14 protein-coding genes are annotated in these 14,336 nt (G+C 70.9%); 5 read left to right on the forward strand and 9 right to left on the reverse strand.

The genetic code is table 11. The annotated features are described in order from the left end of the window. Entirely contained in the window at positions 1-1,320 is a 1,320-nt protein-coding gene (locus tag P5G50_RS01330; RefSeq protein WP_301209892.1) for an ABC transporter substrate-binding protein, read from the reverse strand. A 171-nt stretch (positions 1,321-1,491) separates the two neighbouring features. On the opposite strand from P5G50_RS01330, the gene P5G50_RS01335 reads away from it, so the two are divergent. Next, a complete protein-coding gene (locus P5G50_RS01335) occupies positions 1,492-2,499 on the forward strand; it encodes a LacI family DNA-binding transcriptional regulator (RefSeq protein ID WP_301209893.1) in 1,008 nt (335 codons plus the stop codon). A gap of 53 nt (positions 2,500-2,552) precedes the next feature. Beyond that, positions 2,553-4,421, forward strand: coding sequence for a glycoside hydrolase family 2 protein (locus tag P5G50_RS01340; RefSeq protein ID WP_301209894.1), 1,869 nt, complete (start codon positions 2,553-2,555; stop codon positions 4,419-4,421). 12 nt (positions 4,422-4,433) lie between these two features. On the opposite strand, the gene P5G50_RS01345 is transcribed toward P5G50_RS01340, so the two are convergent. Continuing rightward, positions 4,434-5,204 carry a GNAT family N-acetyltransferase gene (locus P5G50_RS01345; RefSeq protein WP_301209895.1) on the reverse strand — a complete coding sequence of 257 codons (771 nt, stop codon included), beginning with the start codon at positions 5,202-5,204 and terminating at the stop codon, positions 4,434-4,436. A gap of 35 nt (positions 5,205-5,239) precedes the next feature. Between P5G50_RS01345 and P5G50_RS01350 the strand changes: the two genes are divergently transcribed. Then, positions 5,240-5,548: a hypothetical protein gene (locus tag P5G50_RS01350; RefSeq protein WP_301209896.1), complete on the forward strand. Its 309-nt coding sequence runs from the start codon at positions 5,240-5,242 to the stop codon at positions 5,546-5,548. A 108-nt stretch (positions 5,549-5,656) separates the two neighbouring features. On the opposite strand, the gene galU is transcribed toward P5G50_RS01350, so the two are convergent. The 5 genes from galU to P5G50_RS01375 form a co-directional block, all read right to left on the reverse strand. Continuing rightward, complete coding sequence (galU, locus tag P5G50_RS01355) at positions 5,657-6,661, reverse strand: UTP--glucose-1-phosphate uridylyltransferase GalU (protein ID WP_301209897.1); 1,005 nt, start codon at positions 6,659-6,661, stop codon at positions 5,657-5,659. A 61-nt stretch (positions 6,662-6,722) separates the two neighbouring features. Further along, positions 6,723-8,141, reverse strand: coding sequence for a UDP-glucose dehydrogenase family protein (locus P5G50_RS01360; RefSeq protein ID WP_301209898.1), 1,419 nt, complete (start codon positions 8,139-8,141; stop codon positions 6,723-6,725). A gap of 55 nt (positions 8,142-8,196) precedes the next feature. Next, positions 8,197-9,777 carry a glycoside hydrolase family 26 protein gene (locus tag P5G50_RS01365; protein WP_301209899.1) on the reverse strand — a complete coding sequence of 527 codons (1,581 nt, stop codon included), beginning with the start codon at positions 9,775-9,777 and terminating at the stop codon, positions 8,197-8,199. Beyond that, positions 9,770-11,335 carry a glycosyltransferase family 2 protein gene (locus P5G50_RS01370; protein ID WP_301210036.1) on the reverse strand — a complete coding sequence of 522 codons (1,566 nt, stop codon included), beginning with the start codon at positions 11,333-11,335 and terminating at the stop codon, positions 9,770-9,772. Before P5G50_RS01370 ends, P5G50_RS01365 begins: the two co-directional genes overlap by 8 nt. Positions 11,336-11,743: 408 nt before the next feature. Next, a complete protein-coding gene (locus P5G50_RS01375; RefSeq protein WP_301209900.1) occupies positions 11,744-12,097 on the reverse strand; it encodes a cupin domain-containing protein in 354 nt (117 codons plus the stop codon). 106 nt (positions 12,098-12,203) lie between these two features. Between P5G50_RS01375 and P5G50_RS01380 the strand changes: the two genes are divergently transcribed. After that, positions 12,204-12,794, forward strand: coding sequence for a hypothetical protein (locus P5G50_RS01380; RefSeq protein WP_301209901.1), 591 nt, complete (start codon positions 12,204-12,206; stop codon positions 12,792-12,794). Positions 12,795-12,796: 2 nt separating this feature from the next. On the opposite strand, the gene P5G50_RS01385 is transcribed toward P5G50_RS01380, so the two are convergent. Together P5G50_RS01385 and P5G50_RS01390 are read right to left on the reverse strand one after the other, a co-directional pair. Next, positions 12,797-13,276: a MarR family winged helix-turn-helix transcriptional regulator gene (locus P5G50_RS01385; RefSeq protein ID WP_301209902.1), complete on the reverse strand. Its 480-nt coding sequence runs from the start codon at positions 13,274-13,276 to the stop codon at positions 12,797-12,799. Further along, positions 13,273-13,488: a hypothetical protein gene (locus P5G50_RS01390; RefSeq protein ID WP_301209903.1), complete on the reverse strand. Its 216-nt coding sequence runs from the start codon at positions 13,486-13,488 to the stop codon at positions 13,273-13,275. The genes P5G50_RS01385 and P5G50_RS01390 overlap by 4 nt, the downstream gene beginning before the upstream one ends. A gap of 165 nt (positions 13,489-13,653) precedes the next feature. Here P5G50_RS01390 and P5G50_RS01395 point away from each other — a divergent pair, with 165 nt between their 5' ends. After that, positions 13,654-14,244, forward strand: coding sequence for a nitroreductase family protein (locus P5G50_RS01395; RefSeq protein ID WP_301209904.1), 591 nt, complete (start codon positions 13,654-13,656; stop codon positions 14,242-14,244). Positions 14,245-14,336: the final 92 nt, after the last annotated feature.

A 14,336-nucleotide genomic window follows, 5' to 3' on the forward strand; every position in this document is an offset into this window, starting at 1 on the left:
TTACTTCCCGGAGCCGTACTTCTGCTGGTTCTGCTTCAGGAGGGCGTTGGCCTTCTGCACGCCGTCGTCCAGCGCCTCCTTCGGCGACTTCTTGCCGGTGATGGCCTCGTTGACCGCCGTGGTGATGGTCGCGCCCACGGTGGTGATGCCGGGGGCCGAGGTCTCGTAGTGCGCGTACTGCAGCTCGTCCAGGAACGGCTTGAGGTGCGGGTACGTCTGGAGCAGCTTCGGGTCCTCGCGGACCGAGTTCTTCGCCGGCAGCTCACCGGTCTGCGGCCAGTCTGCGGAGTGGTCGTTCATCCACTTGACGAAGGTCGCGGCGGCCGCGGTCTTGTTCTTGTCCTGGCCCTTGTTGTTGGCGAACATCCAGTGCGTCGAGCTCGACCAGACGGCCTTCTGGTCGCCGATCTGCGGCACCGCGACGGCCTGCCACTGCAGCTTGTCGAACGCCGTGTTCGTGGTCTGCCAGACGCCGTTCCAGTTGAAGGCGGTCTTGCCGGCGATCAGGGCGTTGATGTTGCCATCCTGCGCGACGTCCTTCGGGCTGTAGCCGTTCTTGATGAGGTCGGTCATCCAGGTGAGCGCCTTGACGCCCGCGTCGGAGTTGAACGTGGCCTCGGTGACGTCCTTGTTGTACAGGTCGCCGCCGAACTGCCACAGCAGCGACTGGAACTCGAACGTGCCGGTGAACACGTAGCCGTCCACCCACTCGCCCTGGACGCCGGCCGCCTTCAGCTTGTCGAGCGCGGCGAGGTACGACGTCTTGTCGGTGGGCAGGTTCTCGGCGTCGACGCCGGCCGAGGTGAGCACCGACTTGTTGGCGAACAGGCCGAGCGGCGTCACGCTCCACGGCACCGCGTACTGGCTGCCGTTGTACTGACCGGCGTCGAGGAGGCCCTCGGGGAAGTCGCTCGCCTTGTACCCGAGGGACTTGACGATCGAGTCCGCCTTGAGCACGAGGCCCTGCGCGGCGTAGGTGGCGATGTCGTCGCCGTGGCCGACGGCGACGTCGGGGCCCTTGCCCGCCTTGATGGCGAGCGGCATCTTGCGGGCGATGTCGGCCCACTCCATCGGGACGTCCTTGACGACGATGTTGTCGTGCTCGGAGTTGAACTTGTCGATCAGCTTGGGGACCAGCACGGGAGCGGCGCCGCCGGTCCAGCCGTTCCAGAAGCTGATGGTGACCTTCGGGCCCTTGTAGTCGCCGGAGGAGACCTCCGCGCCTCCCGAGCCTCCGCTGCCGCCGCACGCGGTGAGCGCCAGGCCGAGCCCGACGGTTGCCGCGATCGCGATCGCACGTGCGGCTGTACGCATCTTCATGTGATCTCTCTCCCTTGAGTGCAGTGCCCGCCGCGGCGGGGTCATGCCGCCGCCGGTGGCGACGCTATGCATGTTCCGCGAATTTACAGCGCTATACGTTCGCCGTCAAGCGGCCTGCGCTGTAAAGTGAGCAGGCCCGCCACGGCGCGGGCGAAGGCGAGGGGGTTCGGGATGGCCGTCAGACTGCAGGATGTGGCGGAGTACGCCGGCGTCTCGATGAAGACCGTCTCGAACGTCGTCCACGACTACCCGCACGTGAGCCCCAAGATGCGGGAGCGCGTGCGGAAGGCGATCGACGAGCTCGGCTACCGGCCCAACATCATGGGCAGGCGCCTGGCGACCGGCCGCACCGGCCTGCTCGCGCTCGCCTTCGCCGACGTGACCCTGCCGTACTTCGCGCAACTGGCCCGCGTGGTCGCCGACGAGGCCGAGCGCCGCGGCTACCGCGTGCTGCTGGAGCAGACGGAGGGCACGATCGAGGGCGAGCGAGCGGTGGTCAGCGCCAGCGAGTCCGGCCTCGTCGACGGGATGCTGTTCCAGCCGAGCGTCATGAACTCCGCCGAGCTGGCGCAGAGCCGCACCGACGTGCCGATCGTCGTGCTCGGCGAGAACGCGGCCCCGCTGACGCTGGACCGCATCATGATCGACAACGTCGCGGCGGCCACGGCGGCGACCGAGCACCTGCTGGCCCTCGGGCGGCGGCGGATCGCGTTCGCCGGATACGAGGAGCACGGGCCGACCCGCACCTCCCAGCTGCGCATCGCCGGCTACCAGCACGCCCTCGAGGAGGCGGGCCAGACCGCCTCGCCCGACCTGCTCATCGCCTCCGAGACGGTGTCGGCCGCCGCCGCCGCGCAGGCGGTCGGGGCCGCCCTCGACCGCGGCCTGCGGTTCGACGGCCTGGTCTGTCGCGACGACCTGGCCGCGATCGGCGCGCTGCGCGCCCTGCAGGAGCGCGGCCTCCACGTGCCGGACGACGTGGCGATCACCGGCTGGGACGACACCCCGATGACCGCCGTCACCTACCCGTCACTGACCTCGGTCGCGCCCGACCTGCGCGGGCTCGCCGAGCGCGCGATCGAGATGCTGCTGGAGCGGGTGGAGGGCTACGACGGCATGGGCCGGCACGAGCTGGCCGCCTTCTCGCTGGTCGAGCGGGAGAGCTCCTCCGCGTCCTGATCGACGCCTTCCTGTCGCTTTACAGCGCTGCACGAATGCGGCATGCTGGGGTGATGCTCAGCGACGACCTCGCCCTCGCCGACGCCCTGTCGGACGAGGCGCCCCGCCTCCCCCTCGCCTCCCGGCTCGACGGAGCGCACCCGCGCCCCCAGCTCGTGCGGGCGGCGTGGACCGATCTGTCCGGGCCGTGGGGCTTCGCCTTCGACGACGAGGATCGCGGGCAGGGCGAGCACTGGGAGCGCGAGGGCACGAGCGCAGACTTCGGCGCCACCATCCAGGTCCCTTGCCCGTTCGAATCGCCCGCCTCTGGCATCGGTGACACGGGCTTCCACCCGGTCGTCTGGTACCGCCGCGTCCTGGAGCGCGACGAGGTGCCCGCGGGCGAGCGCGTGCTCCTGCACTTCGGCGCGGTGGACTTCCGCTGCGCGGTGTGGGTCGACGGGAGGCTCGCCGGGCGGCACGAGGGCGGCTCCACGCCCTTCTCGTTCGACATCACCGACTTGATCGACGGCGAGCGCGCCACGATCGTCGTGCGCGCCGAGGACGACCCGGCCGACGTCTCCCAGCCGCGCGGCAAGCAGGACTGGCGACGTCACCCGCACTCGATCTGGTACCACCGCACCACCGGAATCTGGCAGCCGGTCTGGCTGGAGGGCGTGCCTGCGGCGCACGTCGAGCAGCTGCACTGGGTCGCCGACGTCCCGGCCGGCGAGGTCACCGCGACGCTGCGCTTCTCGCGCGCCCTGCCGGCGGGGTCGGTGCTCGACATCGTCGTGACGCGCGAGGGCGAGCGGCTCGCGGCGGCGGCCGTCGAGGTCTCGGGGAGGCGCGCGGAGGTGCCGCTGCGCCTGGCGGTGCAGGAGAACGGCCAGGCGTACGAGGAGCTGCTCTGGTCTCCCTCCCACCCCACGCTGCTCGACGCCGAGGTGCGGCTGCGGCCTGCCGGCGGCACGGCGGGTGCGGCATCGGGTTCGGCCTCGGGGGCGGATGACCGCGTCGCGTCGTACTTCGGACTGCGCTCGACCGCGGTCGCCGGCGGACGGTTCCTGCTCAACGACCGTCCCTTCTATGTGCGGTCGGTGCTGAACCAGGGCTACTGGCCCGAGTCGCACTCGGCGGCGCCGAGCGCGGACGCCCTGCGGGCCGAGGCCGAGCTGATCCTCTCGCTCGGTTTCAATGCCACCCGGCTGCACCAGAAGTACGAGGACCCGCGGTTCCTGTACTGGGCCGACCGGCTGGGCCTGCTGGTCTGGGGCGAGGCGCCGGCCGCCTACGCCTTCACGCCGGAGGCGGTTCAGCGCACGGTCGCCGAGTGGACCGCCATCCTCGACCGCGACCGCTCGCACCCGTCGATCGTGACGTGGGTGCCGCTCAACGAGAGCTGGGGCGTGCAGCACCTCGCCGCCGACCCGCGCATGGTCTCCTACTCGGCCGGGCTGGTCGAGCTGACGCGGGCCGTGGACCCGACCCGCCCGGTGATCTCGAACGACGGGTGGGAGCACGTGCGCTCCGACATCCTGTCGATCCACGACTACGACCACGACGCGGAGCGGGTGCGGGAGCGCTACGCCTCGCGCGAGCAGGTGCTCGGCTCCGCGTTCACCCTTCCCGGCCGCCGCCTCATCGTCGGCCCCGAGCAGCGCACGGACGCGCCGCTCATGCTGACCGAGTTCGGCGGCATCTCGTACACCGAGAACGGGCCGGAGGACGCGTGGGGTTACTCCGCCGTCTCCAGCCCGGCCGAGCTGGTCGAGCGGCTCGACGCCCTGGTGGGCGCGGTCGTCGCCTCCCCCGCCCTCGCCGGCTACTGCTACACGCAGCTCGCCGACACCGGCCAGGAGACGAACGGCCTCGTCTTCGAGGACCGCCGCCCGAAGGCGCCGCTCGAGGAGCTGCGGCGGATCTTCTCGCGGCGGCCGTAGCGATCGGGGCGCTCAGCGCGTGAAGTAGCTGTAGCCGGATGCGCGGCGGAAGCCGAGCGATGCGTAGAGCGCGTGCGCGGGCGCGTTGCCGGCGAGCACCTGCAGCCACAGGCGCTCCACGCCGCGGCGCGGCGCCTCGGCGGCGAGCGCCTGCATGAGCGTGCGGGCGAGGCCGCGGCGGCGGGCGGAGGGTCGGGTCGCCACCGCGTACAAGCCGCCCCACTCGCCGACGATGGCCAGGCGGGCGACGGCGTCCGGCGCCTCGGGGTCACCGGTGGAGGCGTAGAGGGCCGGGCCTCCGGTGAGGATGCGGCGGGCGACCTCGCGCTCGGTGGCGCCTCCGCGGCCGTCGACGGACCACCAGGTGTCGAGCCAGGCGTCGGACGGCGTCGGGGCGACCTCCACCTCCACTGGCCGATCGGCGTGAGAGGCAACGGCCGGGAGCGTATCGGCGACCATGATGTCGGTCGGCGAGCGCTCGCGATAGCCGTGCGCCGTCAGCGCGGGCGCGAGAGCTGCCGGCGTTGCCGGGCTGACCTGGAACACAGCAGGGAGGTCGCGAACGGCGTACCAGCGCTCGGCGGAGGCGATGGCGGCATCGAGGTCGTCCGGCTCGCCCACCGTGAGCACCGAGTTGGCGCGGTTCGTCACGCCCGCCGCGGCCCGCAGCGTCCACGGGCCGAGGGGTTCGCGGTCGAGCGCGGGCCAACCGCGGTCGGCGAGGCCGTCGAGGAGCGCCGGGTCGAGGAGAGCCGGGTCGAGGCCGGTGGACGGATGCCGCATCCCACGAGGCTAGCGGGAGGCGTACCGTGCACGGCATGACCGACACCACCGCTTCCGACCCCCTCCCCTCCGCCGAGATCGCGGGACTCAGCGCCAAGACGGTCGCGCATGTCGTCCACTACCGACGCAAGACCTACGTGACGAAGCCGGCCGAGGGGTACGCGCTGCTCAAGCGGGTGCGCACGCTGCTGCGCGACGGGACCACGGACCTCGTGCCGCTCGTGCACCGGGACGGCTTCGTGTGGCTGTCGGTCGGGCCGAACATCCCGATCGCCATCGACGAGATCGAGACCGACCCCGGCCACTCCGAGAAGCACACCCTGAAGCGCCTCGGCCTCGATTGACCCTCTCCCCCGCCCGCCCGTCCCGCAGCCAGCCGCCGAGCACAGGAAGAATGTCGCGATCCGGGCAGAATCGCGACATCCTCCCTGTGCTCGCGGGCTGCGGGCGGGTCAGGCTCCGGCGACGGGGACGAGCTCGCGCTTGCGCGGGCGCGCCGCGGGAGCGGCGGGAGCCGCAGGAGCAGCAGGTGCGGCGGGCCGCGCCGGCAGCGCCGGGGCGACCGGCTCCTGCGCGGCCGTGAACTCGCGCAGCCACGGCACGAGCTGCGGGCCGAGGTCGTCGCGGGCCGCGGCCAGCTGCACGATCGCCTTGATGTAGTCCAGCCGGTCGCCCGTGTCGTAGCGGCGACCGCTGAAGATGACGCCGTGCACGCCACCCGTCCACGCCGGGGCGGTCGCGAGGCCCTGCAGCGCGTCGGTCAGCTGGATCTCGCCTCCCTTGCCCGGCTCGGTCTTCTCGAGGATGTCGAAGATCTCGGGCCGCAGCACGTAGCGCCCGATCACCGCGTAGTTCGAAGGGGCGTTCTCCCGGCTCGGCTTCTCGACCAGGCCGGTGATGCGCACCACGTCGTCGTCGTCGGTCTCGACCACCGCGGCGGCGCCGTAGAGGTGGATGGACTCCGGCGGCACCTCCATCAGGGCCACGACGGTGGTGTTGAGGGCGTGCTGCACCTCCAGCATCCGGCTCAGCAGCGGGTCGCGCTCGTCGATGATGTCGTCTCCGAGCAGCACCGCGAACGGCTCGTGGCCGATGTGCGATTTGGCACGCAGCACGGCGTGACCGAGACCCTTCGGGTCGCCCTGCCGGACGTAGTGGAGGTCGGCCAGCGAGGTCGAGTACGCCACCTTCTGCAGCTTGTCGGTGTCGCCCTTGCGCGCGAGCGTGTCCTCCAGCTCGGTGTTGCGGTCGAAGTGGTTCTCGAGCGCGTTCTTGTTGCGGCCGGTGATCATGAGCACGTCGCTGAGACCGCTGGAGACGGCCTCCTCGACCACGTACTGGATGGCCGGCTTGTCGACCACCGGGAGCATCTCCTTCGGCATCGCCTTGGTCGCCGGAAGGAAGCGGGTGCCGAGTCCCGCGGCGGGGATCACGGCCTTGGTCACGTAACTGGTCATGCTGGTCTCGTTTCTCTGTGCGTGCGGCTTTGTGCGTTGCGGCTCTGTACGTGCAGTTCGGCTAGCGGAGGGGCGCCGCGGCGAGCGCGGCGAGGTCGTCGGCGAGCGGGGCGGCCTCGGGCACGCGGCCCATGCCGTGCACGGTCCAGCCGGCGGCGCTCCAGGCGGAGGCGTCGAGGCAGTTGCGCGCGTCGATCACCGTGCGGCCGTCGACGATGCCGCCGAGGGCGACCGGGTCGGCGCCGGTGAACTCGTCCCACTCGGTGAGCACGACCGTCAGGTCGGCGCCGGTCAGTGCCTCCTCCATCGAGTCCGCGTAGCCGAGGGTCGGGAAGAGCCGCTGCGCGGTCTCCCGCGCCTGCGGGTCGTAGACGACGACCTGCGCGCCGCGCAGGTGCAGGGCGGCCGCAACGTTCAGCGCGGGCGAGTCGCGCACGTCATCCGTGTGCGGCTTGAACGCGGCGCCGAGAACGCCGATGCGGCGGTTGAGCACCGAGCCGCCCAGCGCCTTCAGCGCCAGGTCCATGACCCGCTGGCGGCGGCCCATGTTGATCTCGTCCACCTGCTGCAGGAGGCCGACCGCTGCGTGCGCGCCCAGCTCGTTGGAGCGGTGCATCAGCGCCCGGATGTCCTTAGGCAGGCAGCCGCCGCCGAAGCCGAGGCCCGCGTTGAGGAACTGCCGGCCGATCCGCTTGTCGTGGCCGAGGGCGTCCGCCAGCAGCGAGACGTCGGCGCCGGCCGCGTCGCACACCTCCGCGATCGCGTTGATGAACGAGATCTTGGTGGCGAGGAAGGCGTTCGCGCTCACCTTCACCAGCTCGGCGGTCGGCAGGTCGGCGACGAGCACGGGCGAGCCCTCGGCGATCGGCTTCTCGTAGATGCGGCGGAGGGTCGCCTCCGCCTTCGCCGAGGTGCCGCCGAAGACGAGGCGGTCGGGCGACAGCGTATCCTCGACGGCCTTGCCCTCGCGCAGGAACTCGGGGTTCCAGACCAGCTCGACGTCGATCCCCGCGGGCGCGGCGTCCGCGACGATGGCACGGAGGCGCGCTCCGGTGCCGACCGGGACGGTCGACTTGCCGACGATCAGGGCGTCGTGGGTGAGGTTCTGCGCGATGCCGCGGGCCGCGGCCTCCACATAGGAGAGGTTCGCGGCGAACGAGCCGGACTGCTGCGGCGTGCCGACGCAGATGAAGTGGACGTCGGAGACGGCCACCGCCTCCGCGATGTCGGTCGTGAACGTGAGCCGGCCGGCGGCGACGTTCGCGCGGATCAGCTCGGGCAGGCCGGGCTCGAAGAAGGGGGCGCGCCCCTCCTTCAGCTCCTCGACCTTGCGCGGGTCGGTGTCGACGCCGATGACGTCGAAGCCGAGCTCGGCCATGGCGGCCGCGTGGGTGGCGCCCAGGTAGCCGGTGCCGATGACGCTGATGCGGGGAGCGGGCTGCGCGTCCCGGCTCTTCTTCGTGGTGCTGGAGCTGGTCATGATGCTGTCCTTCCGAGTGGGCGGAGCTGAGGGCGTCGGCTCAGGTTGGCCGGGGTCAGGGGGCCGGGGTCAGGGTGAAGTCGTCCTCGGGTCTGGTGAGGCCGGCGATGAACGCCGAGAGGGTGTCCGCGCGGGAGTCGATGCGCCAGTCGTTCGTGGCGCGCACCCCCTCCACGTAGCTCGTCACGGCGAGGTTGAACCACGAGAAGCCGATGATGTCGCTGTTCTCGGGCTTGGAGAACGCGTCGAAGAAGGAGGTCACCCACTTCGGCTTGTAGCCCCCGGTCTCCGAGGCGCCGACCTCGGAGAGGATGATCGGTTTCTTCGTCAGCGCCCGCAGCTCGTCCAGGCTGGCCCCGAACGTGTAGTCGAACGTGATGTCCTGACCGGCCTTGTACGGCGGCCGCAGGTAGCCGGAGAGGCCGACCCAGTCGACGTAGTCGTCGCCCGGGTAGAGCGAGGCGAGGTAGCCGTCGGCCTTGTGGGAGGCGGGGAGGTTGTTGACGATGTTCGGCGACCAGACCCAGATCACGAGGTCGTTGGCGCCCTCCGCCTGGAAGATGTCGTGGACGTGCCGCCACATCTTCACGTAGTCGCCGGGGTTGTTGCCGTTGATGGAGTTGCCCTTGCCGTCGGTCTCGGCCCACGGGTACCAGATGCCGTTCATCTCGTGGTCGAGGCGGATGGCGAGCGGGAGGCCGGTGGCGACGATGTCCTTGGCATACTGGCGCAGGTAGTCGTCCCACTTGCCGTCGATGATGGTCGGGAGGGAGTACTCCGGCCGGTCGACCGTGTCGTTGCCGTCGCTGATCGGGCGCGACTCCCACGTCATCATCGGCAGACGGCCCTGCTGCCAGGAGCGCGTCACGGCGTTGGCGCGGAAGGACTCGTCCCAGCCGCTGAAGTACCCGACCAGGTTGGGCGAGACCCCGACCTTCGTGCTCGTCGCGTCGAAGGTGGCCCAGTTGAAGGGGGCCTGCTCGGTGTACATGCCGTAGTAGCGCGAGGCCGGCTGCAGGAGGTCGGCGCGAGGCGGTGCCGTGATCGGCGTCGGGGTGTCGCCGCCGCCGGAGCCCCCGTCACCGGGGCCGGTGCCGCCGCCGGAGCCGCCCGACCCGGTGCCGCCGGAGCCGCTGCCGCCGGAACCGGAGCTTCCGCCGCTGCCCGAGCCAGAGCCTCCCGTCGCACCGGAGGCGTTCGTCGCGCCGTGCCCGCCGGTCTTGGCCGCTGCGAGCTGAGCCTTGACGTTCGCCAACTCGCTCTTCGCGGCGGACGCCGCCTGCTGCGCCGTGGCCAGCTGCTTGGCGGCGCTGGCCTGCGCCGAGAGCTGCTGCTGCTGGAGGGCCGTCAGCTTGCCCTTCTGCGAGGCGATGGTCTGCGTCGCGCGCTCGAGGTTGCGGCGCAGCTCGGTGTTCTGGGCGGCGTACGGCGTGATGGCCGTCGTCGCCTGCTCGACCACCTTGCGAACCGGGGCGCCCGTCGGCGAGGTCCAGACGTAGGCCGAGATGCCGAACAGCACGCCGGTGAGCACGAGCGCCGCCAGGGCGGTGGTCCGGGAGCGGGTCTTCGACGGGGCCCACCAGTGGTGGGCTTTTGCGGTGACGGTCGAGCCAGAGGACAGGGAAGGGCTAGACAAGGAAGAGAGCCTCCAGGGTCAGGATCGCGAAGCCGATCAGGTACGGGACGGCGGCCAGCGGGTTGAGCCGGCGCCGTGCGGGTGCGGTCGGGGTCGTGGTCGTGGCGGCCCGGCGGGAGGCGCGGGTCGCGGGGGCGGGAGCGGGAGCGGCGGCGGTGAGGGTCTCGGTCCTGGTCGCGAGCTCTGTCCGAGTCGCGAGCGCGGTGGCCGTGGTCATCCCGCCGACGGAGTCGGGCAGCGTGCGCGTCGGCGCCGGTTCGGCCGCCTGTGCCGCCAGCTCGATCTCGGCGTCCGAGCTGATCTCGTTCGGGCCTCCGGAGTAGGCGCCGGCCCTGGTGCCCCACCCGCTGGCGTGCGCCATGCGGAAGAAGCCGATGAGCCGGATCGGCATGAGGAAGAACGTCGAGACGATGATGAAGATCGGCAGCCGGAAGAAGTCGCTCGGCTTCTCGGAGAGGTGCCGGATCTGCCGGATCGACATGCTGATCACCGACGACGCCACCATCAGCGCGACCACGGTGATGATGCCGCCCTGGATGCCGTAGGACTGCAGGAACCCCTGGTAGAAGTTGTAGCCCTGCCCGGTGATCGACCGGTACACCCAGCCGCCGAGCACGCCGGCGAGGACGAACGGCAGGATGATGTCCATCACGAAGAAGAACGCCAGGACCGGCGCGTGCCCGAGCATCCACGGGAGCATGCGGAGGGTGTTGTACTGGCTGCCGCGAGCCCAGCGGAGCTGCTGCTTGAACAGCTTCTTCACCTTCAGCGGGGCGTCCGTGTAGACGAGGCTGGTGTGCTGGTAGACGGTGCGGTAGCCCTCCTTCAGCGTGAGGTTCGTCAGCGTGCGGTCGTCGGAGACCTCGAGGAAGACGCCGAGGAACTTCTCGGTCATGAACTTGTCCATGACCCGCATCAGGATCGACCGCCGGAACGCGATGGTGCGGCCGGGGAGGCAGCCGATCTGGCCGACGACCGACTGCGCCGGCATCGAGTAGAGCGCCCGCGAGTTCTCCAGCCAGTCCGCCCAGCGGGTGATCCAGCTGCGGGTGGGTTCCAGGATGCGCTGCTTGGTGGTGACGCCGCCCACGCGCTGGTCGGCGAACGGCTTGACCAGCTCGGCCAGCGTGCCCTCGGTCCAGATCGTGTCGGAGTCGACCAGCACGGTGATCTCGCCGGTCGACATCTTGGTGCCGATCATGACCGCGTTGCGCTTGCCGGGGATCGGCGTGTGGACCCAGCGCACCAGGGGCGCGAACTCCTCGCAGACCTCGGCCAGCTCGGGGTTCGGCGCGCCGTTGATCACCACGATGATCTCGCCCGGCTTCTGCTCGACCATGCGGCCGAGCACGTCGCGGAAGAGGTCGAGCGGCTCGTCTACCACCGGGACGACGACGCTGGTCGTGCCGTGGAAGTCGTCGGTGTACGGCCGGTAGCGGCGCGACATCAGCACCTTCACCAGCCAGATGACCCAGATCAAGGCCGAGTAGACGGCGAACAGATAGAACTCCGGATGGCCGCCGATCATGTGCCGGAGTTGCAGCAGGAAGATGAACACGGACGTGACCTCGCAGTGCTGGAAGGGGGGTGGCATCCACGTCGGTGGGGATCTGGTCAGGCTCGGGTGGCCCCAGTTCTACGGGAGTTCGGAGATGCCCCGCAAGTGGGGGTGCACCGGGGTGACCACCCGGGCCGGAGGGGCCGTCAAGGGGCCCTGTCCGCGTGTCGGCGGACAGCCTCCATGGCCCGTCATCACCGGCGTGTCGCGGGCAACGCCCCGCGCAGAAGTGCCGGTCAACTGAGCAATCGTCGACACGGCCGCACGGCGGCGGCGAGACGTACCGTTGGAAGGTTTTGTCCCCCGCTTTGTACCCCGATCGCCGGCCGCGCCGCGGTCGCCCCGTGTTACGAAGTTTTACATCGGCGACACATGGCGTTCACGTGCCGGAGACGCTCGCTCGACATCTCAGGACGGTGTGGACGGGCCGAGCGCCGGAGGTGTCGCCGCGCCGTCGGGCCGAGGCTCCTTGAGCTCGACCAGGATGGTGTGCGTCGGGGAGTCTCCGATGTTGCGGCCCAGGTGCGACTGCTCCGCGATCCAGAGCGCGCGGCCGGCCTCTAGCTCGACCTCCGCCTCGCGGCCGTCGACCTCGAGCCGGCGACGGAACCCGCTCAGCGTCACCATGACCGAGTCCGGGTGGTGATGGAGGTGCGTGGTGTCGCCGGGCTCGTCGTCGTAGGCGAGCACGCGCACGCGGTCGTTCTCCCAGAGCACCCGATAGCGTTCAGGGTCGGTCCGGACGGGATCGTCGTCGACCATGCGCACAGGCTACAGCGCGGCGAGCCCCGGGGATATGCTGGCGCCGAGATCGCTGCCCCGGCGAACGGCTGCCGGGCGGTATGGCTGCCGAGAAGGCGAGGACCCCGTGATCCGGACGCGCACGACACCGACCACCAGGCGGGCGAGGAGGGGTGCCGTCGCGGTGGGTGTCGCGGTCGCGTCCCTCCTGCTGTTCACCGGCTGCGATCTGTTCGCGCCGCAGGACACCCTCGACATCAGGGACGTGACCGACGGCGCCTCGGGCTCGGTGGGCGACGTCCATATCGCGAACGCGGTACTGATCACCGAGAACAAGGGCGACCCCGCCAATCTGGTCGCCACCCTGGTCAACGAGTCGAACAAGGACCAGGAGGTGTCGATCCACGCGGGCGGCGCGTCGGAGTCCGTGTCGCTGACGGGGTCGGAGGTGCTGCAGCTCGGCACGTCCGGAGGCCAGAGCATCGTGTTCGAGAACCTCGACGCGACGCCCGGCGGCCTGACCGACATCACGTTCGCCGGCGCCGACGAGTCCACGACCCTCCAGGTGCCCGTCCTCACCGGCGGGCTGCAGGAGTACCGCGACCTGGTGCCGACGCAGACGCCGACCTCCACGCCGGGGTCGACCTCCACACCGGGGTCGACCTCCACACCGGAGCCGACGCCGACCGCGAAGACGGACGAGTCGAACGGAGGCTGACCTCAGCCCTCGTCGGCGGTGTCGGCCGTGCGCGCCGCGGCGATGACCGCCGTCATGGTCCGGTGCAGCTCACGCAGGTCGTCGGCGCCCATGCCGAGGCGGCGCATCATGGTCGCCGGGATGGTCTCGGCGTAGGAGCGCAGTTCGCAGCCCGCGTCGGTGAGCCGCACCTCCAGCACGCGCTCGTCGGCGCTGGAGCGCTCGCGGGCGACATAGCCCAGCGCCTCCAGCCGCTTGATCAGCGGCGACACCGTGCCCGGCTCGAGGCTGAGGAGGTCGGCGAGCCCGCTCACCGAGAGCGGCTCGCGCTCCCACAGGGCGAGCATCACCAGGTACTGCGGATGGGTCAGCCCCACGGGCTCCAGCACCGGCCGGTAGGCCGCGATGACCGTGCGCGCGGCGACGGCGAGGGCGAAGCAGACCTGGCTCTCGAGCGCGAGCGGATCGGCCGCCTGCGCGGGCCGTTCGGTGACGTCGGTCATCGCTCGGGGCAGTAGAAGCGGGTGGAGGTGCGCGAGTCGGCGGTGCGCTCGATGCGGTGCTCGCTCATCGGACGCCCGCACATCGGGCACGCAGGGTCGGCGGGGCGGATGTCCGGCCCCTCCGGGTGCCCGGCGCCGATGTCGGCCGGACCGGTGAAGGTGCGCACCACGTCGTTCGCCTTCTCGTAGAACCGCCAGAATCGGCCCGTCATGCTTCGGCCCTCCCATTCGTTAGTACACCAACGATTATTGCACTAATCGAATGACAGGGGGCTGGGAGCCCCTCGGAATAACGCCGGGGTCGATGTGTTTACATGGGTATAGCTGGGCAATGGAGCCTCATCGATCCATCGACATCCGATCCACGAGGAGCACCAATGTCTCTCACCGACCTCGCCCCGCGCACCGCGGACACCACCGCCCGCCTCCTCCCGGCGCTCGCCGAGCGCTGGAGCCCGCGCGCCTTCGACGCCGACGCCGCCATCGACGAGTCGCTGCTGCACGCGGCGCTCGAGGCAGCCCGATGGTCGCCGTCGGCCAACAACACGCAGCCCTGGCGCTTCATCGTCGCCCGCCGTGGTGGCAGCGCCTTCGACACGATCGCTGAGAACCTGGCCGGCTTCAACAAGGCCTGGGCCGGATCGGCCAGCGTCCTGATCGTCGCCGTCGCGGAGCCGACCGACGCCGAGCGCAACGAGCGCCCGTGGGCCGAGTACGACCTGGGCCAGGCCGTCGCGCACCTGTCGGTCCAGGCCCACCACGACGGCCTCCACACCCACCAGATGGGTGGGTTCGACCGGGAGGGCCTGCGCCACGCCTTCGACCTGGACGACCGCCTCGTGCCGGTGTCGGTCATCGCGCTCGGCACGCTCGGCGACCCGGAGGGGCTGCCGGAGGTGCTGCGCGAGCGCGAGCTCGCCCCGCGCACCCGCCGCCCGCTCGACGAGACTGTGCTCGTCGACGCCTGAGCGCGCAGCACGCGCACACGACGAAGGCCCGGATCCATTGAGGATCCGGGCCTTCGTCGTGTGTATCACGCCCGAGAGCGCGTCACGCAACA

The organism is Leifsonia williamsii (assembly GCF_030433685.1).
GTDB classification, from domain to species: domain Bacteria; phylum Actinomycetota; class Actinomycetes; order Actinomycetales; family Microbacteriaceae; genus Leifsonia; species Leifsonia williamsii.